Origin of the sequence: Halanaerobium salsuginis (genome assembly GCF_900114545.1) — a bacterium.
GTDB lineage: Bacteria > Bacillota > Halanaerobiia > Halanaerobiales > Halanaerobiaceae > Halanaerobium > Halanaerobium salsuginis.
The window spans coordinates 18,818-44,132 of the sequence record NZ_FOTI01000005.1; the positions used below are offsets into that span (position 1 = coordinate 18,818).

23 protein-coding genes are annotated in these 25,315 nt (G+C 33.1%); 22 read left to right on the top strand and 1 reads right to left on the bottom strand.

The genetic code is table 11. The features are described 5' to 3' along the window. Nucleotides 1–18 precede the first annotated feature (18 nt). From udk to holA, 4 genes are all read left to right on the top strand, one after another. Nucleotides 19–630, top strand: a complete 612-nt coding sequence (gene udk, locus BMZ74_RS03060; protein WP_089859525.1) for a uridine kinase — start codon at nt 19–21, stop codon at nt 628–630. 126 nt (nt 631–756) lie between these two features. Further along, nucleotides 757–1,383 (top strand): helix-hairpin-helix domain-containing protein, encoded by a 627-nt coding sequence (locus BMZ74_RS03065; RefSeq protein WP_177181349.1) that lies wholly within the window; start codon nt 757–759, stop codon nt 1,381–1,383. Between the two features lie 207 nt (nt 1,384–1,590). Then, a complete protein-coding gene (locus BMZ74_RS03070; protein ID WP_177181350.1) occupies nt 1,591–3,876 on the top strand; it encodes a DNA internalization-related competence protein ComEC/Rec2 in 2,286 nt (761 codons plus the stop codon). Nucleotides 3,877–3,965: 89 nt separating this feature from the next. Next, nucleotides 3,966–4,973, top strand: a complete 1,008-nt coding sequence (gene holA, locus BMZ74_RS03075) for a DNA polymerase III subunit delta (protein WP_089859534.1) — start codon at nt 3,966–3,968, stop codon at nt 4,971–4,973. A 111-nt stretch (nt 4,974–5,084) separates the two neighbouring features. Here the strand turns inward: holA and rpsT are convergent, their stop codons facing one another. Then, nucleotides 5,085–5,345: a 30S ribosomal protein S20 gene (gene rpsT / locus BMZ74_RS03080; protein WP_089859538.1), complete on the bottom strand. Its 261-nt coding sequence runs from the start codon at nt 5,343–5,345 to the stop codon at nt 5,085–5,087. A gap of 240 nt (nt 5,346–5,585) precedes the next feature. On the opposite strand from rpsT, the gene lepA reads away from it, so the two are divergent. From lepA to BMZ74_RS03170, 18 genes are all read left to right on the top strand, one after another. Continuing rightward, nucleotides 5,586–7,373: a translation elongation factor 4 gene (lepA, locus tag BMZ74_RS03085; protein WP_089859541.1), complete on the top strand. Its 1,788-nt coding sequence runs from the start codon at nt 5,586–5,588 to the stop codon at nt 7,371–7,373. Then, nucleotides 7,366–8,574 (top strand): radical SAM family heme chaperone HemW, encoded by a 1,209-nt coding sequence (gene hemW / locus BMZ74_RS03090; RefSeq protein ID WP_089859545.1) that lies wholly within the window; start codon nt 7,366–7,368, stop codon nt 8,572–8,574. The genes lepA and hemW overlap by 8 nt, the downstream gene beginning before the upstream one ends. Before the next feature lie 73 nt (nt 8,575–8,647). Further along, complete coding sequence (gene hrcA / locus BMZ74_RS03095) at nt 8,648–9,721, top strand: heat-inducible transcriptional repressor HrcA (RefSeq protein ID WP_245750801.1); 1,074 nt, start codon at nt 8,648–8,650, stop codon at nt 9,719–9,721. 5 nt (nt 9,722–9,726) lie between these two features. After that, nucleotides 9,727–10,350 (top strand): nucleotide exchange factor GrpE, encoded by a 624-nt coding sequence (gene grpE / locus BMZ74_RS03100; RefSeq protein ID WP_089859552.1) that lies wholly within the window; start codon nt 9,727–9,729, stop codon nt 10,348–10,350. Between the two features lie 94 nt (nt 10,351–10,444). Continuing rightward, nucleotides 10,445–12,316, top strand: a complete 1,872-nt coding sequence (dnaK, locus tag BMZ74_RS03105; RefSeq protein ID WP_089859555.1) for a molecular chaperone DnaK — start codon at nt 10,445–10,447, stop codon at nt 12,314–12,316. 86 nt (nt 12,317–12,402) lie between these two features. Further along, on the top strand, nt 12,403–13,524 hold the full coding sequence (dnaJ, locus tag BMZ74_RS03110; protein WP_089859558.1) for a molecular chaperone DnaJ: 1,122 nt from the start codon (nt 12,403–12,405) through the stop codon (nt 13,522–13,524). Between the two features lie 26 nt (nt 13,525–13,550). Then, entirely contained in the window at nt 13,551–14,312 is a 762-nt protein-coding gene (locus tag BMZ74_RS03115; RefSeq protein ID WP_089859560.1) for a 16S rRNA (uracil(1498)-N(3))-methyltransferase, read from the top strand. Then, nucleotides 14,305–15,612, top strand: coding sequence for a tRNA (N(6)-L-threonylcarbamoyladenosine(37)-C(2))-methylthiotransferase MtaB (gene mtaB / locus BMZ74_RS03120; protein WP_089859563.1), 1,308 nt, complete (start codon nt 14,305–14,307; stop codon nt 15,610–15,612). The genes BMZ74_RS03115 and mtaB overlap by 8 nt, the downstream gene beginning before the upstream one ends. Nucleotides 15,613–15,673: 61 nt before the next feature. Continuing rightward, a complete protein-coding gene (locus tag BMZ74_RS03125; protein WP_089859566.1) occupies nt 15,674–16,018 on the top strand; it encodes a histidine triad nucleotide-binding protein in 345 nt (114 codons plus the stop codon). 104 nt (nt 16,019–16,122) lie between these two features. Further along, nucleotides 16,123–16,572, top strand: coding sequence for a GatB/YqeY domain-containing protein (locus BMZ74_RS03130; RefSeq protein ID WP_089859569.1), 450 nt, complete (start codon nt 16,123–16,125; stop codon nt 16,570–16,572). Between the two features lie 65 nt (nt 16,573–16,637). Next, complete coding sequence (locus BMZ74_RS03135; RefSeq protein WP_089859572.1) at nt 16,638–17,924, top strand: NfeD family protein; 1,287 nt, start codon at nt 16,638–16,640, stop codon at nt 17,922–17,924. Between the two features lie 4 nt (nt 17,925–17,928). Beyond that, the gene (gene floA / locus BMZ74_RS03140) at nt 17,929–18,915 is read left to right on the top strand and encodes a flotillin-like protein FloA (RefSeq protein ID WP_089859574.1); all 987 of its coding nucleotides are present in this window, start codon (nt 17,929–17,931) and stop codon (nt 18,913–18,915) included. Nucleotides 18,916–18,942: 27 nt separating this feature from the next. Further along, nucleotides 18,943–19,551 (top strand): hypothetical protein, encoded by a 609-nt coding sequence (locus BMZ74_RS03145; protein WP_089859577.1) that lies wholly within the window; start codon nt 18,943–18,945, stop codon nt 19,549–19,551. Nucleotides 19,552–19,703: 152 nt separating this feature from the next. Further along, nucleotides 19,704–20,645, top strand: a complete 942-nt coding sequence (locus BMZ74_RS03150) for a PhoH family protein (protein WP_089859704.1) — start codon at nt 19,704–19,706, stop codon at nt 20,643–20,645. 2 nt (nt 20,646–20,647) lie between these two features. After that, the gene (locus tag BMZ74_RS03155) at nt 20,648–22,891 is read left to right on the top strand and encodes an HD family phosphohydrolase (RefSeq protein ID WP_089859581.1); all 2,244 of its coding nucleotides are present in this window, start codon (nt 20,648–20,650) and stop codon (nt 22,889–22,891) included. A 2-nt stretch (nt 22,892–22,893) separates the two neighbouring features. Beyond that, nucleotides 22,894–23,322 carry an rRNA maturation RNase YbeY gene (gene ybeY, locus BMZ74_RS03160; RefSeq protein ID WP_177181351.1) on the top strand — a complete coding sequence of 143 codons (429 nt, stop codon included), beginning with the start codon at nt 22,894–22,896 and terminating at the stop codon, nt 23,320–23,322. 6 nt (nt 23,323–23,328) lie between these two features. After that, nucleotides 23,329–24,033 carry a diacylglycerol kinase gene (locus BMZ74_RS03165; RefSeq protein WP_089859583.1) on the top strand — a complete coding sequence of 235 codons (705 nt, stop codon included), beginning with the start codon at nt 23,329–23,331 and terminating at the stop codon, nt 24,031–24,033. Between the two features lie 30 nt (nt 24,034–24,063). Beyond that, nucleotides 24,064–25,314: a hemolysin family protein gene (locus BMZ74_RS03170; protein ID WP_089859586.1), complete on the top strand. Its 1,251-nt coding sequence runs from the start codon at nt 24,064–24,066 to the stop codon at nt 25,312–25,314. Nucleotide 25,315 lies beyond the last annotated feature (1 nt).

Here is a 25,315-nt window from a genome sequence, read left to right on the forward strand (position 1 = left end):
AATGAAGGGGATAAATAAATGAGTTCACTTTTGATAGGAGTAGCAGGTGGAACTGCTTCTGGTAAGACAACTCTTGCTAGAATTTTAAAAGAATCTTTTCAAGATAATGTAACTATCTTGAAACATGACTATTATTATCATGATCGCAGTCATTTTAAAGTTGCAGATCATAAAATAAATTTTGATCATCCCGACTCTTTTGAGACAGAGCTATTAGTTAAACATTTAGAGGAATTAAAGAACGGCAGAAGTATAAAACGGCCACTTTATTCTTATAAGACTAACGAAAGATTAAAACAAACTAAGTTAGTTAAACCAGCTCCAATTGTTATTGTAGAAGGGATACTTATTTTTCATTATCAAAGTTTAAAAGACTTGCTTGATTTAAAAATATATGTTGATACAGATGCTGATATTAGGCTTTTAAGGAGAATTAGCCGTGATATTAAAGAAAGAGATCGTACTTTTGAATCGGTTAAAGCCCAATATTTAAGAACAGTTAAGCCAATGCATCAAAAATTTGTTGAACCAACTAAGTATCAGGCAGATATCATTATTCCACATGGTGGATTAAATGAGATAGCAAATGACTTGATAATAAAGAAAATTAAAGATCATTTAGATCAATAATTTATAAATTTATAATTTTTTATGAAGCCAGTTTATTACAACTGGCTATATTTTTTGTAATAAATGTAAAAAAATAGCAGGAATTTATAAAAATATCCATAATATATTTATTAGGAGGTGGATATTTTGTTAAAAAATAATTACAAAAAAGTTATTCTAATAATTTTACTATTGTTGGGAGTAGCTTATCAAAACAATTGGCTGCATGAGACAGCTACATCAGAAATTAATTTAAATGAAAGTGAAAATCAACAGCTGCAATTAATTTCTCCGTCTCATAAGTCAGCAAAAAAGGCTAAAAAACCAATAATTGTTCATTTAGCAGGAGCAGTAAACAAACCAGGAGTGTATAGTCTGCCGGCTGAGGCCAGATTAGTTGATTTAATTGAGTTAGCAGGTGGTATGACAGCTCAGGCAGATTTAGCACAGGTTAATTTGGCACAAGATTTAAGAGATAGTGAAAAAGTAATTATCCCTGTTTTACCTCAGTTGGATCTTGATACAGGTAGAAAAGAGGTTGCTTTAATTGCTGCCAATCCAGATCAAACTAGCACTAACCAACCTCTAATTAATATTAACCAGGCTTCACAAGCTGAACTAGAAAAACTAAGTGGCATTGGGCCCAGTAAAGCAGCAGCTATCTTAAAATATAGAAAGCAACAGGGAAAATTTTCAGATAAAAATGATCTCCTAAATATTAGTGGAATTGGTGAAAAGACCCTGGCAAATATTATTGATGAGATCTGTCTCTAATGAAAATCAAATTATGGCAGCAATGGCGTTATAAACCAGCTCTTTATATTTTGTTTTTTCTAATTAGTGGAATTCTATTTAGTAAGTTTTTGTTAGCTATAAATCAATTTGGTTTGCCCCCAAAAAGACTAAATAAATTTCATTAATAACCAAATAATAACAATAAGTTTTTCTTTTATCAACAGCTGAAAATTACTTAATTTAATTTTGACTGTTCAGTTATTAGCAGTTCTGATTTATTTTTTGTTTTATTTAAAAATAAGTCGAAATTCTGTGTTTATCTTCTTGCTCTTACTGGCATTTTTTCTAGGCAGTTTTTCTTTTGTCGCAGATAACTATCGTTATTATGCACCTCAATCAATTAGCAATTTTCAATCTCAAGCTAAAGTTCTAGTCAAGGCCAGATTAGAGATTGATCCAGGAGATTTAAGTGGAAGTAATTACTATCTTAAGGTAAAGGAACTTAACAAACATAATTTTCGTTACGGTAAAATAATTGTTTCAAAACGTTGTTTTGATAATTATCATAGTGGTGATCTGCTCAGCTTATATCTTAAGCTTAGCCTGCCTCAGAAGCAATTAAATCCTGGTGGATTTTCTTATCGTAATTTCTTAAAACAAAAGCAAATTTATTTGCAGGGTTGGCAGCCTACCAATATTAAATTTTTAGCTGCTAGTTTTGATTATAGAAAATTAATTATAAAACTGAAATCAAAGTTTCTAGATAAAGTTGATTTGCTTTTTCAAGATAAAAACCAGGCTTTAATTAAAGCTGTCGTTTTTGGAGAAAGATCTGCTCTAGCCAAAAAAGAAAAATCTCTGCTTAGAGGGGCAGGTGCTAGCCATTTATTGGCAATTTCTGGTCTTCATATTGGAATTTTAGTTTTTGCTTTACAACAATTTATTTTAAAGTTTTTTAAACAGAGTAAAAAGACACTTTTTTCTTTAAGCTTATGTCTAGTTATCTATATTTTAATGATAGGAGCTTCAGCAGCTGTTATTAGGGCGGCATCTTTAGCATTATTATATTTATGGTCAGTAGAGTTAAAGCGTGATACTGATTTTCTTAATTTACTTGCTGTAACTTTAATTATTAATCTGATTTTTGATCCAGCAGCTATCTTTAAAGTATCATTACAATTATCTTATTTGCTTGTACTGGGACTTTACCTATTAACACCATTTTTAAATAAGTTTTTACCAGCACTGCTTGCAGTTTCAGCAGCAGCTCAATTAGCAGCTTTTGCAATTACAATTTATTATTTTAACCAATATAACTATATAGCTTTTTTAACTAATATTTGGTTAATTCCTCTTTTTTCATTTTTACTTCCATTTTTATTTATAATAATTTTAATTTCTTTTTTAAATATAACTCTGGCTTCTTTAGGAGCTATTTTCGCTGCTAAATTACTTAATATTACATTTGCTCTGTTAACTTTAATGGTTAAGCTGCAGGGAAAGCCGCTGCTTTTTAAAACCCCACCTTTATTTTTAGTAGTTATTTATTATTGTCTGTTGTTTTATTTACCTTTGACTTTTCGTCATTATCAGATAAATTTTTCTTTAAAAACCCAGCAGCTAAAGCAGATTACAGTATTAACTGCTTTTATTATTAGTTTATTAATCTTTAGTTATCAAAATAATTCACAGTTACTTAAAGTAACTTATCTGGCTGTAGGTCAGGGTGATGGTATATATGTTGAATTTCCTAATGGAGAAAAAATGATAATTGATACAGGTCCACCTGGTAAGGATAATATGGGAATTGCTTATACAATTATTCCTTATCTTGACCATTTTGGTATAAAAAATATTGATTATTTAGTAATTAGTCATTTTGATGCAGACCATGTCGGAGGGATGCCCTATTTATTAAAAAACAAACAGATAAACAATATTTTTATTCCACCTTTTAAAAAACCAGCTAAGTATCATGTCTGGCTTAATAATTATCTGAGCACTCATCAGCAGCCAAAACTTTATAAATTAACAGCAGGCCAGCAGTTGCAAGTTGGCCAGTGCCAGCTGAGTATTTTGAATCCGCTGATTAATAAAATTAGTTCTGATAGAAATGCTAATTCTATTGTGATTTTAGTTAATTATAAAAATAATAGCTTTTTATTTACTGGTGATTTACCAGCAAGTCAGGAAAAGAGGATTATTAGGGAATATAAGTTAAAAAAAATTAATATTTTAAAGGCAGGCCATCATGGCAGCAATACTTCCAGCTGTGCTGAATTATTAAAAAATCTTAGACCAGATTTAACAGTTATTTCAGTCGGAAGAAATAATTTTGGTCATCCAGCTCCAGAAGTATTATCCCGGCTTAATAAATATAACTTGAAATATTTGAGAACTGATCAAAATGGAGCAATAACTGTATTAAGTAATGGCAGCCAGCTTAAAATTAAAACTTTTTTAAGAGAAGAAAAAAAATCTAAGCTGATTGGTCAGGCCTTACCTGAACTGCTGAAAGCTTTCGTTTTTTAGCTTTAAACAAAAGCGTTTCTATTTATGTTAGCTCTGATTTATGTTAAACTATTATTATAATATTTTAGAAATAAATTGGAGGTAAAATGATGGAGATTAGTGAATTTATGGCCCGGGAAAAAGAAGTGAAAAATCTTTATTTTATTGCAGCTGAGAATAGCTATCTAAGAGCTGAATTTAAAGAAAGATTTCTGGAAAAATTTGTACCTGTTGCCAGCAGAGACTTTAATCTCAGCCTGGTTAAACCTGGTGATAATTATCTAAAAAGACTTAAATCTGCTATTAATACACCTCCTATGGGAGCTGCAAGCAGATTCATTATAAGTGAAATAAATTTAACAGATGAACTTAATAAAAATGAATTAGCAGACTTGACTGAGTTAATTAGTAAAATAGCATCTGATTCTATTTTAGTTTTTATTAGTGAAACTACTCCGGATAAGAGAAGAAAATTTTATCAGCTTATTAAAAAGTCAGGCTGTTATCAAGAATTTAAAACTCCGCGTTATCGATATTTAGATCAGTGGATAAAAAAGCAATTCAATCAGGCTGGCAAGAAACTTGATCAGCAATCGCTTAAAGTTTTAGAAAATATGTTTAGTAATAGACTTGAAATTTTAGCGAGTGAAATAGAAAAAATAATAACCTGCTATCCAGAAAAAGATTTTTTGAATTATCAAGATTTAAAAAAGATAATCAGCCGGGAAAAGTTTATTGAAGATGAAGAAATCTTTACGTTTTTAGATTTGATTGGTGAGAAGAAGACAGATAAGGCTTTACTCAGTTTAAAAGAAATGTTAGGTAAGGGAGTTTATCCACTTTATCTGCTAACAATGTTGAAAAATCAGGTTGAATTATTAATGCAAGTTAAATATTACAGTAATTTTACTCATGATAATAAAAAAATAGCTCAGGAATTAAACAAACATCCATATCCAGTTAAAAAAGCTCTACAGCGCAGCAGAAATTTTACTCAATTTGAATTAGAGAAATTACTTGCTGAAATATTAAAGGCTAATTATAATTTTTTAACTGGTTATTATCCCGAACAGAATATGGCACTGGAAATGATAATTCTCAAAGCAATTAGTTATTAAAAATTAAGCTTAAAAAAACTCATCCATGGCTGGATGAGTTTTGGAATTTAAAAGATAGCTATCTTTTAGATATTTTAATGTCCATTGGACATTTTGTGTTTAGTTTAATTATTACATATTATTGTACATTTTTGTGAGGCGGGATTTTTTGCGGGCTGCGTTGTTCTTATGAATAATATTTCTTGTTACAGCCTTATCGATGACCTTTTTAGTCTCTTTTAACTGTTCTGCAGCAGCTTCTTTATCCCCAGCTTGAACTGCATCTTCCATAGCACGGATTGCATTTTTTAAACGATCTTTTCTTTCCCGATTAAGAGCAGTCTTTTTCTCTGTGATTTTAACTCTCTTTTTAGCAGATTTAATAATAGGCATCTAACGTCTTCACCCCCTCTTAATAATAGATATATATGCTGTCAGACTTAATTTGCAACATTTCAATTTTAACATGTAGTTCTTGAAAATGCAAGCAGTAATTTTAATTTTACCTGCTTAGTTTATAAATGTCAATTGAATAATAAGATTAAATATAATATAATTAAATTACTATGGGATAATAAATTATTTAGATTTAAGAGTTTCAAGTAGTAATTAAGATTTAAAGGAGGAAACTTTTTGCAGACTGAAGAGATAAGAAACTTTTGTATAATAGCACATATTGATCACGGAAAGTCAACTCTGGCTGACCGGATGTTAGAATATACAGATACAATAACTGACCGTAAAATGCAGAAACAGGTTTTAGATAAAATGGATTTAGAAAGAGAACGAGGCATTACAATTAAAGCCCAGGCAGTAACTATTAACTATCGTGATTATGAGTTGAATTTAATTGATACCCCTGGCCATGTTGATTTTGCTTATGAAGTATCCAGAAGTTTAGCTGCCTGTGAGGGAGCAATACTTGTTATTGATGCTGCTCAGGGAGTAGAAGCACAAACTATGGCTAATATTTATCTAGCTTTAGAACATGATTTAGAGGTAATTCCAGTAATTAATAAGATAGATTTACCAGCTGCAAATCCAGATCGAGTTAAAGAACAGCTGCTTGAAATTGGAATTGATCCCGATGAAGCCATCCTGGCAAGTGCTAAAAATGGAACTAATATTGATAAAATTTTAGATGCTGTAATTGAACGAATACCTGCTCCACAGGCAGGAGCAGATCAGCCTCTTAAAGCACTAGTTTTTGATTCTTTTTATGATTCCTATCAAGGGGTAATTGCTTATGTTAGAATTATGGAGGGCTCAGTTAAAAAAGATGATAATATACTATTAATGTCAAATCAAAAGAGTTATCAGGTTGATGAAGTTGGTTATTTTGGCCCAGATATGACTCCTAAAAAAGAATTAACTGCTGGTGAAGTTGGTTATATTATTTCCGGAATTAAAGATGTACGTAACTGCCGGGTTGGTGATACAATTACCAAAAAAGAGAGACCAGCTGCAGCTGCTTTACCTGGTTATCAGAAAGTTAAGCCAATGGTTTTTAGTGGTTTATATCCTACTGATAATTCTGATTATGAAGTGTTAAAAGAAGCTTTAGAAAAATTGCAGTTAAATGATGCTTCCTTTACCTTTGAACCTGAAACTTCTGAAGCACTTGGTTTTGGATTTCGCTGTGGTTTTTTAGGGCTGCTTCATATGGAAGTTATTCAGGAAAGGCTGGAACGTGAATATGATCTTGATTTAGTTATTACAGCCCCCAGTGTAGAATACAATATTGTTAAAAAGAATGGTGATGTACTAAAAATTGAAAATCCAGCTCTTTTTCCAGACCCAGCTGAGATAGCTGAAATAAAAGAGCCTTTTGTAAATGCTGAAATACATCTACCTGAAGAGTATGTCGGCCAGGCAATGGAACTTTGTCAGGACAATAGGGGCGAATTTGCTGATATGCAATATATTGACCAAGATCGGGTTACTTTAAGCTACAAGATGCCTTTAAGTGAGATTATTACTGATTTTTTTAATCAGCTTAAATCAAGAACTCGTGGTTATGCAACTTTAGACTATGAACTTAAAGGATATGAAAAATCTAATCTGGTTAAATTAGATATTCTGGTTAATGGCGAATTAGTTGATGCCTTATCTACTATTGTGCATGATGATAACTCCTATCAGGAAGGTAATTATTTAACTAGACGGCTAAAAGAAGTTATTCCCCGTCATATGTTTAAAGTTCCTATTCAGGCTGCTATAGGAGGTAAGATAATTGCCCGGGCCAACATTCCTGCTATGCGCAAGAATGTTCTGCAAAAATGTTATGGTGGAGATATCACTCGAAAACGTAAATTGTTAGAGAAACAAAAAGAAGGTAAAAAACGAATGAAACAAGTAGGTAGTGTAGAAATACCACAAGAAGCATTTATGGCAATTTTGGAAAGAGAAGAAAATGCTTAACTTTCCCAAAGCTAATTCAATTTATATTCATATCCCATTTTGTAGCAGCAAATGTGCTTATTGTGATTTTTATTCAGTTAAATATACTAAAAAAAGGGTGGACCAGTATTGGGACGCCCTTTTTCTGGAATTAGCAGAACTTGCTGCAATAACTGATCAAAAATTATTACAATCTATTTATATTGGTGGTGGAACGCCTTCGCTTATTAAAGCTGAAAAATATTTTTCGTTATTAAATAAGATAAGACAGTATTTTAAACTTGTGCCTGATGCCGAAATAACAATTGAAGTGAATCCTGCTTCAATTACTGCTGAAAAATTAATTATTTATCGTAGAGCAGGAATTAATCGACTTAGTGTTGGTATTCAGAGTTTAAATGATAAATACTTATCTCTTTTAGGTAGAAAAAGCAATCGTCAGCATAATTTGGAGAAACTGACACTGATAAATAGATTTTTTAATAATTATAGCACAGATTTAATTTTTGCAATCCCTGGTCAGACTCTGGCTGAATTTAAAAAAGATCTAAATGATTTATTAAAATTTGAGCCTCCGCATATTTCACTTTATAATCTTGAGCTCCATCCTGGTACAAAACTTTATCAACAATATCAGGCAGATAAATTAGAAATGCCTACGGAAGAGCTTGATGCAGAAATGTATGATTTAGCAGCAGCAGAATTAAAAAAGGCAGCTTACAATCATTATGAAATTTCTAATTATGCCAGACAAGGCTATCGAGCGCGACATAATTTTATTTATTGGCTTTATCAGCCCTACTTGGCCGCTGGCCCGGGAGCAGTTTCTTTTAATGGAAATTATCGCTTTCAAAATAAAGCTGATCTTAAAAACTATCTGCTTTATTATGGGACTGCTAATTCAGAAAATATTTTAGAGCAGTCTATTCAAACAAAAAAGCCAACTAGAAACTCAGCATCTGAATTTCAGGTTCGTCAGTTAGAAAAATTAACCGCAAAAGAAAAACAGGCCGAATTTGCTTTTTTAGCTTTAAGAACTGAGCGAGGTATATTATTAAATGAATTCCAAAAAAGATTTAAACAGGACTTTAAAAAAGTTTATCAGGCAGAAATTAACAGCTTGAAAGCTAATCAGCTGATAAAAGAAGCAAATAATAGGATTTATCTAACTAATCGTGGTAAAAAGCTAGCAAATGAGGTATTTATTAAATTTTTACCTTAAATAATTAGCAGTAATATTTGACAAAAAAAAGGCAATGTGTTATTTTATTATTAGCTGTTAGCACTCTCGTTAATTGAGTGCTAAAAGAGAGGTGAAAATGATGGTTGAAGAATTAGATCCCAGAAAAAAAAGAATATTGCGGGCCATCATTCAGGAACACATAATTTCCGCATCTCCTATTGGTTCAAGGACACTTGCGAAAAAATATAATCTGGATGTTAGTCCTGCAACAATCAGAAATGAAATGGCTGATCTCGAAGATCTAGGGTACTTAGAACAACCACATACTTCTGCCGGTAGAATACCTTCTGATAAAGGGTATCGTTACTATGTTGATGAACTTATCAGAGATAATAGTAGGAAAGCTCCCGGTATGCTAAACAATATTGAAGATTTGTATCAAGATCTTCAGGATGTTCAGGATATAATTTCTGGTATGGCAAAGATGCTGTCCAATATGACTCATTATACAGCGATGGTTAGTGAACCCAAAAGTCAGGTTAGTCGACTCAGTAAAGTTGAAATTATGCAGTTAGCTGATAATTCTTTGCTTTTAGTATTGGTCACAGACGCTGGCATGGTTAACAATAAGATTATTAATCTTGATCAAAAGCTATCAGCTCGTAAACTTTCTTATATTAATAGGTTTTTAAGCGAAAAATTAGAAAGTAGGCTGTTGGCTGAGCTTAATCATGCTTATCTAAATGAATTAGAAAAAGAACTGTTGACCAGACTTGATCTATCTTTTGAACTGTTTAAACAGTTTTATAATGAGTTTGAAGGAGCATTTGAACCAGGTGGAGTAAAAGTTTATCTTGGTGGAACATCATATATTCTTGAACAACCTGAATTTAATGATCTGGCAAGACTGAAAAAAATGTTAAAATTACTTGACCAGGAAGAAATGTTAAACAAGATTATTAATAGTATTTCTGGTTCTGATCTGGCCATTAAAATTGGTCAGGAAAACGAAGTAGAGGATATTCGAAACTGCTCACTTGTAGTCGCAACTTATTATATTTCAAATCGGGCAGTAGGTAAGATTGGGGTTATTGGCCCTACCCGAATGGAATACCCCAGGGTTATTTCTTCGGTTAATGTTATTTCTGATATTTTAAGTAAGTTAATTTCAAAAGCTAGTGGGTGATAATAATGGATAACAAAGATAAGTCTGCTGAAGAACTTACTAAAGAAGAAGCTCAGAATATTGCAGAGCAATCTTCTGAAGCTGAATCAGAAGCAGTAGATACAGATGAATTTACAGCTGAGACTGATGCAGAAGGGGTTAAGGTTGAACTTTCCCGGGAAGAGTTAATAACTGAGTTAGCTGTTCAACAGGAAAAAGTAGCTGAGCTAGATGCAGAAGTCGATGATTTATTGGGACGTTTGCAGAGACTGCAAGCTGACTTTGTTAATTATCGTAAAAGAAGTCAAAAAGAAAAAGCAGAAATGGTTACTAAAGGTAAAATTGATCTATGTTTTGAAATGTTACCAGTAATTGATAATTTTGAAAGAGCGCTAAATTCAGAAGAAGTAGAAACTGAATTTGCTAAAGGTGTTCAGATGATTTACAATCAGCTTCTAAAAGTATTTGCTGATCAAGGAATTGAAGAAATAGAAGCTGCAGGAAAAGAATTTGATCCTGAATTCCATGAAGCAATTATGAGAGTAGAAGCTGAAGCTGAAGAATCTGGTACAGTAGTTGAAGTACTACAAAAAGGATTTATACTTGCAGATCGAGTTATTCGACCAGCTCGCGTTAAAGTTGCAGTTTAAACAGCTAAATTTACTAATTTTAGTTTAATTTAATTAATTTTATGTTTAATTTTAAATAAATATTTGCTAACAATTTTATAAGGAGGAATATAAAATGGGTAAAGTAATCGGTATTGATTTAGGTACTACTAATTCCTGTGTGGCAGTAATGGAAGGTGGAGAACCTACTGTAATTCCAAATAAAGAAGGAGGTAGAACTACTCCCTCTGTTGTAGCATATTCCAAAAAAGGAGAACGAATTGTCGGTGAACATGCTAAACGTCAGGCAATTACTAATCCTGATCAGACAATTAGTTCTATTAAAAGACATATGGGTTCAGATTATACAGTAAAACTTAATGGTGAAGATTATAATCCACAACAAGTTTCAGCTATGATTTTACAAAAGCTGAAAAGTGATGCAGAAGATTACTTAGGAGAAGAAGTAACAGAAGCAGTTATTACAGTTCCAGCTTATTTCACTGATAGTCAGCGTCAGGCAACTAAAGATGCTGGTAAAATAGCTGGCTTAAAAGTAGAAAGAATAATTAATGAGCCTACTGCAGCAGCACTGGCTTATGGACTTGATGATAAGGGTGAAGAAACTATTTTAGTTTATGACCTTGGTGGGGGTACTTTTGATGTTTCCATTCTTGATATTGGTGATGGAGTTTTTGAAGTAATTGCAACTAGCGGTAATAACCATCTTGGTGGAGATGACTTTGATCAGAGAATAATTGATTATTTAGCTGAAGAATTTGAAAATCGGACTGGAATTGATCTTAAAAAAGATAAAATGGCTTTACAGCGTCTTAAAGATGCAGCAGAAAAAGCTAAAATAGAGTTATCTAGTGTAAAGCAAACAAATATTAATCTACCATTTATTACTCAAACAGAGTCTGGGCCAGAACATCTAGATATAGACTTAACAAGAGCCAAATTTGAAAGTCTAGCTGCTGATCTAGTGGAAAAAACAATGGAACCTGCCCGGAAAGCACTTAATGATGCTGGAATGGACAACTCAGATATTGATGAAGTGATTTTAGTTGGAGGATCAACTAGAATTCCAGCAGTACAGGAAGCTGTTAAGAAATTAATTGGTAAAGATCCTAATAAAGGTATTAACCCTGATGAAGTTGTTGCAGTTGGAGCTGCTGTTCAGGGTGGTATTTTAGCTGGTGAAGTAGATGATATTGTATTATTAGATGTTACCCCACTTTCACTTGGTATTGAAACTTTAGGTGGTGTTTTCACTAAATTAATTGACCGTAATACAACTATCCCTACTTCCAAGAGTAAAGTGTTCTCAACTGCAACTGATAATCAAACAAGTGTTGATATTCATGTTTTGCAGGGAGAAAGAAAAATGGCTAAAGATAACAAAACACTCGGCCGCTTCCAATTAACAGATATTCCACCTGCACCAAGAGGAGTACCACAAATTGAAGTAGAATTCGATATTGATAAAAATGGTATTGTTCATGTAGCAGCTAAAGATAAAGGAACTGGCAATGAACAAAAAATTACTATTAAATCAACTAGTGGCTTATCCGATGAAGAAATTGATGAAATGGTAAAAGATGCTGAAGCTCATGCTGAAGAAGACAAAAAACGGGTAGAAAAAATTGAAACCAGAAATGAAGCTGATTCTTTAGTTCATCAAACAGAAAAAACACTTAAAGATGCTGGTGACAAAGTTGATTCAGCTATTAAAGATAAAGTAGAAGCAGCTAAAGAAGAATTAAAAGAAGTCTTGGCTGACGATGATGCTGAATTAGAAGCAATTAAAAATAAAATGGAAGCTCTTACTGATGAATTAACAGAATTAAGTTCAGAATTATATGCTCAAGCAGAAGAGGCACAGGCAGGAGCTAATCCTGGTGCAGAAGCAGCTGGTCAGGCTGGTGCTCAGACAGATGCAGGTGCAGATGCTGACGATAATACTGTTGATGTAGATTTTGAAGAAGTAGATGATGAAGACAAGTAATTTCTGGAAAGAATTGCAGTATTTAGGGGGAGCAGTGCTCTCCCTAAAAGTGTTTTTTCTTTCTTTAGTAGAGAGGTGATTTTAAGATGGCTAAAAAAGATTATTATGAATTATTAGGAGTAGATCGGAGTGCTGATCAGAAAGAAATTAAGAAGGCATACCGCAAGCTTGCTAAAAAATATCATCCTGATATGAATCAGGACAAAGATACAACTGATAAATTCAAAGAGATTTCTGAGGCCTATGAAATTTTAAGTGATCCTGATAAAAGGGCTCGTTATGATCAATATGGGCACTCTGGAATTAATGATCAAGACTTTAATTTTGATGACTTTGCTCAAGGTGGATTTGGTGGACTTGATGACTTATTTAATATGTTTGGATTTGGTGGTATGGGAGGACGTCGACAAAATGGACCTCGTCGAGGGGCGGATCTCCAATATCGTCTCCAGATATCATTTGAAGAAGCTGCCTTCGGTGGAAAAAAAGAAATTAAAATTCCGCGTGATGAAGAGTGTGATCACTGTCATGGTAGTGGAGCAGAACCAGGTTCTGATGTAAAAACATGTCCAGAATGTAATGGACAGGGCCAGGTTAGATCAACTAAACAGACACCTTTTGGACAATTCACTCAGAGTAGTGTCTGCCCTCGTTGTGGTGGTGATGGTAAAATTGTTTCTGATCCCTGCCATAAATGTAATGGTTCTGGAAAAGTACGTAAGCAGCGTAAATTAACTGTTAATATTCCAGCTGGAGTAGATACTGGAACCAGATTAAGAATGTCTGGTGAAGGTCAGGCAGGCGAAAAAGGTGGACCTGCTGGTGATTTATATATAGTAATTGATGTCCAGTCACATAAGATCTTTGATCGTAAGGGTGATGATCTTTATTGTGAAGTCCCAATTAGTTTTGTTCAGGCAACATTGGGTGATAAGATAAAAGTTCCAACTCTGGAAGGCAAGGTTCAGTTTGATATTCCAGAAGGTACTCAGCCAGGAACTACTTTTAGACTTAAAAATAAAGGGATTGCTCATCTTAATGGCTATGGACGTGGTGATCAATACATTAATGTTAAGGTCATGATTCCGAAAAACTTAGGTGATAAGCAAAAAGAATTATTGCTTGAATTCGCTGATATCAGCGGCGAAGAGATTAATCCAGAGCATAAAGGATTTTTAAAAAAAATAAAGGATGCTCTTAATGTCTGAACCACTAATTTATGGAGTGAATAAAAATGCCTAGATTTTTTATTGAACAAAGCCCTAAACCAGGAGAAAAAATTATTATTTCTGGTAATGATTATAACCATCTTAAAAATTCCCTGCGCCTAAATTTAGGTGACAGGGTTATTCTTTCTGATGGAACTGGTTTTGATTTTGAGGCTGAACTTAGTGATTATTTAGATTCAGCAGTTGAATTAGAAATTATAAAAAAAGAAAAATCTGCAGTCGAAGCAAAACTACAGGTCTGGTTGGCGCAGGGGTTACCTAAAAAAAGCAAATTAGATCTAGTAGTAGAAAAAGCAACTGAGATTGGTTTTTCTGGTTTAATTCCTCTTGAAGCAGAGCGCAGTATTGTTAAATATGATAACAGAAAGAAAGCAAAGAAGAGACAACGCTGGCAGAGAGTAGCAGAAGCAGCTGCTAAACAAGCAGGCAGAGCTATTATTCCAGAGATAAAAGAAGTTATGAGCCCGGTACAACTGAAAAACTTAAAAAATGAATTTGACTATATATTACTTTTGTGGGAAGATGAGAATCAGTTCTCTTTAAAAAAATTTTTCCAAAATTATTCTGTAACTCAAACTGCCAAAATTTTATTATTAGTTGGTCCAGAAGGTGGTTTTTCAGCAGCTGAGGTTGAGCAGTATAAAAAAGAATTGGGGGCACTGGTTATTACACTTGGTCCCCGTATTTTACGAACTGAGACCGCTGGAATAACTGCTCTAACAGCAGTTTTATATGAGAAAGGTGAACTTGGTGATTTAAATGACTAAAAAAGCAGCATTCTATACCTTAGGCTGTAAAGTAAATCAATATGAAACAGAAGCTGTAATTGATCTTTTTATTGACAAAGATTATCAAATAGTTGACTTTTCTGAAAAAGCAGATGTCTATATAGTAAATAGCTGTACAGTAACCAATGAAGCTGCTCGTAAGACTAGACAAATAGCTCGTCGTGCTAAAAGAAATAATGCTCAAAGTATTGTCGCTATTGTTGGCTGTTATACTCAAGCTTTTCCTGATGAAGTTAGAGATATAGCAGAAATTGATTTTGTAATGGGCAGTAACAATAAGTCGTTAATTTTAGATAAAGTTGAAGCATTACTGGCTGGTAAGCAGGTAAATTCAGAGGTAAATAATTATCAGAGTTTGGCTGATTACGAAGAACTTAAATTAAAAAGACTTACTAATACAACCAGAGCTAATGTTAAGATTGAAGATGGCTGCAATCAATTTTGCAGTTATTGTATAATTCCTTATGCTAGAGGACCTGTCAGGAGTAGAAAAAAAGCAGATGTTATTTTAGAAATAAAAAATTTAGTTAACCAGGGCGTCAAAGAAATTATTTTAACTGGAACTCATCTTGGAGCTTATGGCAGTGAAAATAATGATCCTGAAGCTTTAACAAAATTGCTGCATGATTTAACCGATATTGCTGGTTTGAAAAGAGTTCGTTTAAGCTCAATTGAGGGAACTGAAATAGATAGTGGATTAATTGATCTCCTGGCTGAATCAGATATTTTTTGTCCACATCTGCATTTGCCTCTTCAGAGTGGCAGTAATCAAATATTAAAGGCTATGAAAAGACCATATACTATAGCTGAATTTAAAACTACTCTTGCTGAAATTAGAGCCAAAATACCACAAATTGCAATTACAACTGATGTAATAGTTGGTTTTCCGGGTGAAACAGCCTCGACTTTTGCTGAAACTATGACTGTTGTAGAGGAACTTAATTTTGCTAGAGTTCATGTTTTCCCATATTCTGCTCGATCTGGAACTCCAGCGGCAGCTATGGAACAAGTCAATGGCAAGCTGATTAAAAAGTATAGCCAGCAGTTAAGATCATTAAACAAAAAATTAATGCTTAGTTATCAGCAGCAATTTATTGGAACAGAGCAGGAAGTTATGGTTGAAGAAGCAAGAGATCAGCAGACAAATTTATTGACCGGTTATACGCCGAATTATTTAAAAATACTTCTGACTGGATCTGATAATTTGCAGAATAAATTAGTAAAAGTTAAATTACTGGAATCTAGAGATGCTTATCATTTACAGGGAAAATTAGTTTAAGAGCAGGAAATTTCTTTTTTTAAGAGAATATAATTATAAATATCAGCTAGGAGTGATAACAGTGGAGGATTGTTTATTTTGTAAAATAGCAGCAGGTGAGTTAGCAACTGAATTTATTTACAGTGATGATCAGGTTGTTGTTTTTAAAGATATAAACCCTCAGGCCCCTGTCCATTTATTAATAGTTCCTCGCCGTCATATTAAAGATTTAAATAATATTGTTGAAACAGATGCTGAATTAATTGGTCATATTTATCAGATCGCCGCAAAGCTGGCAGCTGAGTATGATATTGCAGATTCTGGTTATCGTCTAGTTAGCAATTGTGGAGCTGATGGCGGACAGAGTGTATTTCATATTCATTTTCATCTTTTAGGTGGAAGAGAACTTCAGTGGCCTCCTGGTTAAACTTTTATTCTAGTTTAAATTTTTATCGATTTAATCTTAACTTTTAATAATTTGTATTAAAGCAAACATTCTCAAAAATTTTAATTATGATTGGAGCTGTGAAAATGAGTGATTTAAAAGCAAAATTGCTAGAAGATATGAAAAAAGCAATGAAAGCTAAAGATAAAGAACGCTTGTCAGTAATCAGGATGACTCGTTCTGAAATCAAAAATAAAGAAATAGATTCTGGAGAAGCGCTTGATGATCAGGGAATTATTGCAGTTATTGCTAAGCAGGTAAAGCAGGTTAAAGATTCTCTAGCTGATTTTGAAAAAGCTGGTAAACAAGAGGTAATGGATAAATTATACCGTGAAATAGAAATTTTAGAAGAATATTTACCAGAACAAATGTCTGAAGAAGAAATAGATAAACTAGTTGATCAGACAATTGACCAGGTTAATGCAGCCAATATGTCAGATATGGGCAAAGTTATGGGAGCTATTATGCCTAAAATAAAAGGTAAGGCTGATGGCAGTCTGGTTAGTGCTAAAGTTAAAGCCAAGTTGAGCAATTAAAGTTTTAACTGTTTTGTTAAATTAAGTTCCTGAGTTAAATCTTTTTACTGACAGGAGGTTTGCTAATGATCAAAAAAGTTTTGTTTTTCTGTTTATTAATTTTAGTTTTCATTGCTTTTTTACCTGCTGGTAGTAAAGCTGCTTCGGTTTATCAGGTTGATTTAGCAGGAACAATTAATAATGCAGAATTTGCTTTCCTTGATTCTGCTCTAACAGAAGCTGAAGCTGCTGGAGCTGAGCTTATTATTTTAAAGATTAACAGTCTGGGGGGATATGTTGATCCTGCTCTAAAAATTAGAGACCGCATTTTTAAATTAGATGTACCAATAGTTACCTTTGTATCTGGAAGAGCCTGGTCAGCGGCAGCATTAATTGCTTTAGCTGGGGAGAGAATGTATGTAGCACCTGGTTCTAGTATTGGAGCTGCAGAAACAAGACCTCAGGAGGAAAAATATATTTCTGCTTTACGAAAGGAGTTCTCTGCTACTGCTGAAAAAAGAGGTAAAAATAAGATGATTGCAGAGGCGATGGTTGATGCTGATTTAAGCATTCCAGATTTGATTGCAGCAGATAAATTGTTAACTTTAACTGCTGCAGAGGCACTGCGAACTGGTATTGCTGATGCTGAAGCTGTTGATTTACAAAATGTTATTAATCAGGAATCTTTAGCAGAAATGGAATTAATTACGATAAAGAAAAGTAATTGGGAAAAAATAATTGCAATCTTAAGCACACCTTATTTAAGTGGTTTAATTTTAATTATTGCTTTTTCAGCTTTAATTTTTGAAGTATTAACACCAGGCTTTGCAGTTGGAGGCACAATTGGTTCATTGGCCTTATTATTATTTTTTGCTATCCATATTGCTACAGGTTCAATTAGTGTTGGAATAATAGCTTTATTTGTTTTAGGAATACTGCTTATCATGGCTGAAGTATTTATTATTCCTGGGTTTGGTGTAGCTGGAATTAGTGGAATTGTTGCAATTGCACTTTCTTTATTTTATATTTTCCCTAATCCTACTATTGCACTTAATGTAATGGCAGTTGTTGCTGTGTTTACAATTGTGTTCGCAGTTGTTATTTTCAAAAAATTTGGCAGCAGCAGACTCTGGGGTAATATTGCGCTCCAGACTGATTCAAGCAGCTATTTTTCCAGTTCAAATAAAAAAGAACTGTTGCATAGAAAGGGACATGCAATTACAGATCTTCGTCCAGCCGGAATTATTGAAGTTGATCAAGAAAAAGTTGATGTAATAAGTGAAGGCGGTTTTATTGAAAAAGGGCAGCTGGTTAAAATAATAGCTGTCAATGGTAGTAAAATTAAAGTAAGAAAAATTGAAGAGGAGGAGTAGATAAATGGAAATATTTTCAGTTTTAATTATAATATTTGCAGTAATTTTCATCTCATTGTTTTTTTATTTCATTCCAATTGGGCTCTGGATTTCAGCAACTGCCGCTGGAGTTAAAGTAAGCTTTTTTAATTTAATTGGAATGAGGTTAAGGAGGGTTGTACCATCTTCGATAGTGGGCCCAATGATAAAATCTTATAAGGCTGGTCTTTCCTTAACTAGTGACCAGTTAGAAGCACACTATCTGGCAGGTGGTAATGTTGATCGAGTAGTAGATGCTTTAATTGCAGCTCATCGTGCTGAAATAGAGTTAACTTTTGAAAGAGCAGCAGCAATTGATCTGGCAGGTCGTGATGTTTTAGAAGCTGTAAAAATGAGTGTTAATCCAAAGGTTATTCAGACTCCGATTGTTACTGCAGTAGCTATGGATGGAATCCAGGTAATGGCAACTGCACGAGTTACAGTAAGAGCTAATATTGAACGTCTTGTTGGTGGAGCTGGTGAAGAAACTGTGCTGGCCCGGGTTGGCGAAGGTATTGTTACTACTGTTGGTTCAGCTGAGTCACATAAGAAGGTTTTAGAAAATCCAGATTCTATTTCAATGACTGTATTGGATAAAGGTTTAGATTCAGGTACTGCTTTTGAGATATTATCAATTGATATCGCAGATGTTGATGTAGGTAAAAATATTGGTGCTCAACTGCAGACTGATCAAGCGGAAGCTGATAAAGAAATTGCTCAGGCTAAGGCTGAAGAAAGAAGAGCAATGGCAGTTGCAGAAGAACAAGAAATGAAGGCTAGAGTTCAGGAAATGCGTGCTAAAGTTGTTGAAGCAGAAGCAGAAGTACCACTTGCTATGGCAGAAGCACTTAAAAATGGTAAACTTGGTGTTATGGATTATATGAATTTAAAAAACATTGAATCAGATACCAAAATGAGGTCAAGTATTTCTGAGTCATCTGAACGTGAACACGAAGATAACGAAAATAATTAATTTTTTTAGTCGAGAGAGGATGGTCTTATGGAATTATTACTTGCCTATCTACCGACATTAATTATTCTGTTTGTTATTTTCAGGAATATATATTTATTAATCAAAAAGCTGAGCGGCTTTGCCGGTAAAGCAGATAATAATGAAATCGAAATTCCTGCTGATGATAGCCAGAAAGTTGGCAGAAAGGATATTGAAGCTGAACAAAGATTAGAAAAATTTGATCAGCAGGCTGATGTGGAAGCTGACTGGTTTGCTGAAACAGAACTCGAACTTGAAAATTTAATTGATGCAGAAGATAAATTTTTTGTTTCTGATAATAATAGTTTTTCTAATAGTGATTCTGATGCAAATTCAGCTGAGACACTTAGCCAGCAAAAAGATTCTCTGGCAGTTCGGTTTGAGAAAAGTCAGCGGGAGAAGAAAGCTAAATATGAATTTAAACCTGCTGGATCCAGACGTGAATCGAAAGCAGCTAAATTTGATCATAATATGAAACAAAATAAGCTAAGAAATGACAGTAAATCTGTCCGGGGAGGGAATAAACTTTTTGCTCAATTTGATAGCTATAGTGAGGCAGAAAAAGCTATCATTTATTCAGAAATAATTTCAAAACCAGTAGCTAAAAGAAAAGCTTAGCTTTAAGTAGCGAATTTCATTTAAAACTGCGGCCCCCCTCCGGCTGCAGTTTTTTCGCTCCAATTTGTTTAAATTGATAAATATGATATAATAATTAGGTGAAGTATTTAGCCTGAGGAGGAATAATTATATTGACTAAAAAAGAAGATGTTATGGAGATAAATGATTATAATTTAGCTCAGAATTTTTTTGGGCACAATGATCGTAATCTAAAGGCATTAGAAGAAATTCTTGCAGTAAAGTTAAGTGGACGTGGAACTCAGCTCAGAATTGAAGCAGAAAGTGAGCAGCTATCAGAAAAAATAAAGCTTTTACAAAAGTTATTTTCTCTGACAAATACTAAAGAAGAACTATCAACTAGAAAATTGCGTTATGCTGCAGAGATGTTAAAGCGAAATCCTGAGCTTAATTTAAATAAAATTTATGATGAAGTTATTTTAGAAAATTATAAAGGAAGAAAAATAAAAGCTAAAACCCTGGGTCAAAAATTATATTTAGAAGCTATTAAAAATCGTGATATAGTTTTTTCAATTGGACCAGCTGGTACAGGTAAGACTTATCTGGCAATGGTTATGGCTGTTAAAAGACTTTTAAATAATGAAGTTAATCGAATAGTTTTAACCAGACCAGCTATTGAAGCTGGTGAAAGCTTGGGGTTTTTACCGGGAGATATGCAGGATAAGGTAGATCCATATTTGAGACCACTTTATGATGCTGTTTATGATATTCTCGGTCCAGAAAAAGCAAAATTATATCAAGAAAAAGATATAATTGAAGTGGCTCCGTTGGCTTATATGAGAGGTAGAACACTTGATGACTCTTTTGTAATTCTTGATGAAGCCCAAAATACTACTTTAGAACAGATGAAGATGTTTTTAACAAGAATTGGTTTTAATTCAAAGGCTGTTATTACAGGTGATATTACTCAAATTGATTTACCAAGTAAAGGAAGATCAGGTTTAGCTACTGTTCAGAAAATACTTAAGAATATTAAAGGAATAGACTTTGTTTATTTGAATCGCAGTGATGTTGTGCGACACGATCTGGTTAAGGAAATTATTAAAGCCTATGAAAGTTATGAAAGTAGGAAATAATTATGAAATTTATGAAAAAAGTGAGGGTTAAATTACGTCAGTGGCGTAAGCATTACCTTGATTTTTCCCCGAATACCTATAAGTTTATCTGGGCACTGCTATTTTTTATCTTAATTAGTTTAAGTCTTAACCTAGATTTAATACCTAATCAAATAGATCTTCAGGCTGGTGAAGTTAGCAGTCGTGATTTAACTGCCCCGAAAACTATAACTTTTATTGATGAAAGCAGCACTGCCAGGCTAAAACAGCAGGCAGCTAATACTGCTCCTCGAGTCTATGAAGAAGATAGCACAGTTGATCAAGAAATACAAAATAAGCTTAATTCTTTATTTGCTTCAGTTATTAAGCAGCGCCAGCTTTATCTAATTGATAAACTAGAATTATCAGGTTCTGAGCAAAATAGTCAGTCTGCAGAAGAATTAATGGCTGAGAATAGATCATCTTTTACACCTGAATTTTTTAGAACAGAGCTGACAAAACTATCTGCTTCAGATCGAATGGCAATTGCAAATTCAGTTAGAAATGAAATAAAATTTGAACTTGGTCGCCAGACTATCTTGAATTTAATTCCCCGACCAGAACAGGATTTGCTCGATTTTAAAAATGAAATCAGTTTATTGCTGGAAAATGAATTAACAAATCGTATTTTACCATCAGAACTAGATGGAGTTAAAACTAAACTTAATAATTCTATTTTAGAATTAGATCTTTCAAATCAGCAAAAAGAGACTGCAGCTCAAATAACAGATAGTTTAATTGCTGCTAATATGTTTCTAAATATTGAAGAAACAGAAAAAAGGCGCAAAGAGGCTATTGCTGATATAGAGCCAGTCGAAAAAACTGTCCGGCAGGGAGAAATAATTGTTCGTAAAGGTGATGTAGTAACAGAGCAGGAAATTAATATATTAGAACGGCTGGGTTTGCAGAAAACAGGTATTGATTATTATAATATTTTAGGTCGTCTGATTATTGAATTTATATTAATTGTCTTACTTGGCTTTTATTTTTATAAATATCAGTCACGAATCTGGCATGATAATTCAAAATTATTATTGATTGAATTGTTAATTTTTATTGTTATTTTATTAGCTAAAATCTTCACTCTTTTTCAGAATTCCTTAGTTGATTACATGGTACCAACAGCAATAGCTTCTATTTTATTGACTGTTTTAATTGGTAGTGATACGGCTTTAATTACTACTTTATTTCTCAGTTTATTATTAGCCCCAATTTATGATCTTAATTTTAGCATAGTTTTAACTTCTATTTTGGCTGGCCTGGTAGGGATCTTTAGTGTTAGTAAAGTTAAAGAACGAGGCGATATTATTCGAGCTGGACTAAATGTTAGCCTGGCTTTATTTTTCTTAATTGGCGGCCTTTATTTATTACAGGATAATAGAGAATTGAGTTATCTGGCCTGGACTATTAGTGGTGGTATTATTAATGGTATTCTAGTTGCTGTACTGGCTAATGGCCTGCTGCCTTATCTAGAAGATCTGTTTAATATGACAAGTTCAGTTAAATTGCTCGAACTATCTAATCCCAGCCAGCCTGTTTTAAAACGACTTCTGGTTGAAGCTCCGGGGACTTATCATCATAGTATTATTGTGGGCAATTTAGCAGAAACTGCAGCTGAAGATATAGGGGCGAATTCACTATTAGCCAGAGCTGCTGCTTATTATCATGATATAGGGAAACTGAAAAGACCTTATTTTTTTTCTGATAATCAATTTGGAGGAGAAAACCCACACGATAAAACTTCTCCTAATTTAAGTGCTTTAATAATCAAATCACATGTTAAAGATGGAGTTGAAATGGCAAGAGAAGTTGGTTTACCCCAGGAGATAATTGCTATTATTCAGCAGCATCATGGAACAAATTTAATTTCTTATTTTTATCAGCAGGCTCTACAGTCAAATAGGCATGATGATATTGAGAAAAAAGATTTTAGCTATGATGGGCCTGAACCACAGAGTAGAGAAGCTGCTATAATTATGTTAGCAGATATTACAGAAGCTGCTGTCAGATCAAAAAAATTTAATAAAAATAATCATGATCGGATAGAGGGGTTTGTAAGAGGATTAATTAAGGATAAGTTAATTGAAAATCAGCTTGATAAATCAGAATTAACTTTAAGCGATCTAGATACAATTGCCAAAAGTTTTGTTAAAGTCTTAACAGGTATTTATCATCAAAGAATTGAGTATCCAGAACATCTGCTTAAAGAAGTGAAAGGTGGTAATTAAGAGTGATTAATGTCGATTTTAATAATCAACAAGACTTAGAAATTAATCAGGAAATAATTGAACTACTCCGAAAAGTTGTAGTTACAGCAGCTGATTTTGAAGGCTATAGTGGTGGAGAAGTCAGCATTGCTTTTGTAAAAAATAAACAGATTAAAGAACTAAACTCTAAATATCGTGCTAAAAATGCAGTTACTGATGTACTTTCTTTTCCCATTGATGAAGAAGTCCTGGGAGATATAATTATTGCTACTAAAAGAGCAAAAGAACAGGCGGCAGACTATGGTCATTCTTTTAAAAGAGAACTTGCTTATTTGACTGTTCATGGAATGCTGCATCTTTTTGGTTATGATCATCAAAATGAAAAAGAGAAAAAAGAAATGCGTCAGAAAGAAGAAAGAGTCTTAACTCAACTTGGCATTGAAAGGGTTTAAATTAAAATGCAGCTTCTACGTATCATTACAAGTTTTAATTATGCAATTGCTGGTTTAATCCATGCTATTAGAACTCAGCGTAATATGCAGCTGCATTTAGCCGCTGCAATCACTGTTTTAGCTTTGAGTTTGTTTTTTGATTTAAATAGATTAGAACTGGGCTTAATCATTGTTGCTATTGCTTTTGTTATTTTTGCTGAATTAATTAATACTGCTGTTGAAATTATAATTGATATAATTAGTAAAGAATATAATTTCAAAGCAAGAATTGCCAAAAATATAAGCGCAGCAGCAGTTGTTATTGCTTCAATTAATGCTATCTTTATTGCTTATTTAGTTTTTTTTGATAAGGCCCAACAGCTTTCATTAGCTCTTATTTTTACAATTAGGCATGAGCCACTCCATTTGATTTTTATTAATCTTGGTTTAATCTTTATTTTAGTAATAACTTTAAAATCAATTTTTAGCAGTGGGACACCCCTCAAAGGAGGAATAATAAGTGGTCATACTGCTTTAGCAGCTGCAGCTGTTTTAATGATCTGGTTTTTAACCAGTAACTTTATCGCTTTTAGTCTGGCTTCAGTTCTTGCCTTTTTAACAATTCAAAGTCGTCTGGAAGCCGGTACTCATTCAATTAAAGAAGTTTTTAGAGGCGCTTTACTTGGGATTATAATTACCTTTATTATTTTTTATTTTTTTAGAATCAACTAGGAAATATAGCTAGGCTCTGGAGGAGATCTTATGTATTTTCATTTATTAGGCTTATTTTTTTTAATAGTTTTATCGGCTTTCTTTTCTGGCTCTGAAACTGCTTTTATGGCTGTTAATAGAATTAAAATTAAAGAGAGAGTTCAGCAGGGGGATGAAAATGCTACCAAAGTAGATAAACTGCTGCAAGATCAAACTAAGTTATTAACTACAATTCTAATTGGTAATAATCTAGTTAATATTGCTGCATCTTCGATTGCAACTGCAATTTCTATAGAAATATTTGGCAGTAAAGGAGTTGGCATTGCTACTGGTATAGTCACTCTTTTAATTCTTGTTTTTGGTGAAATAACACCTAAAGCTTTAGGTAATAATCAGTCAATTGCTTATGCAAAATTTGCTTCTGTTCCTTTATATTATTTAGAAAAAATACTTTTACCATTTATTTTCCTCTTCACAAGATTAGTTAATATATTTGTGAAAGATAAAAGTTTAATCTCTTCTGCTTTTCTAAGTGAAGAAGAAATTAGGCGCTTTGTTGAAGTTAGCCAGAAAGAAGGAGTAATTAAAGAAACAGAGCAGGAAATGATTCAGAGTGTATTTGATTTTGATGATACTTTAGTAAAAGAAATTATGATTCCCAGAATTGATATGATATGCATAGAAAAAGATTCTTCGCTTGCTGAATTGATTAAATTGGGCGTCGAGAAAGGGCATTCTCGAATTCCTGTTTATGAGAATTCAATTGATAATATAGTTGGTCTTGTTTATATAAAAGATCTACTAGAATTACTAATAGACTCCCAATCAGAAATGGTAATAGCTGATTTTGTTAAACCAATTTATTTTATTCCAGAAGGAAAACCAATTAATCAACTTTTAGCTGAGATGAAGGAAAGAAAAGAACATATGGCTGTTGTTGTAGACGAATATGGTGGTACATCCGGTTTAATTACAATTGAAGATCTGTTAGAAGAAATCGTTGGTGATATTCAAGATGAATTTGATCTTGAAAAAAGTTATATAGAAGTTGTTTCTAATCAGCAGCTGTTGCTTGATGGTAGAGTAGAGATTGAAGAATTAAATAAGTATTTAGCAGAACCACTAGCTGAAAGTGATGATTATGAAACAATAAGTGGTTTAATTTTGCATCATTTGAATCGGGTTCCTGTTAAAGGAGATAAATTAGAGTTGGAAGGCTTAACTTTTATAGTAGAAAATATAATCGACAATCGGATTCGTAAAATAAAATTAATTAGTGAAACAGAATTAATAATTAGCTAAA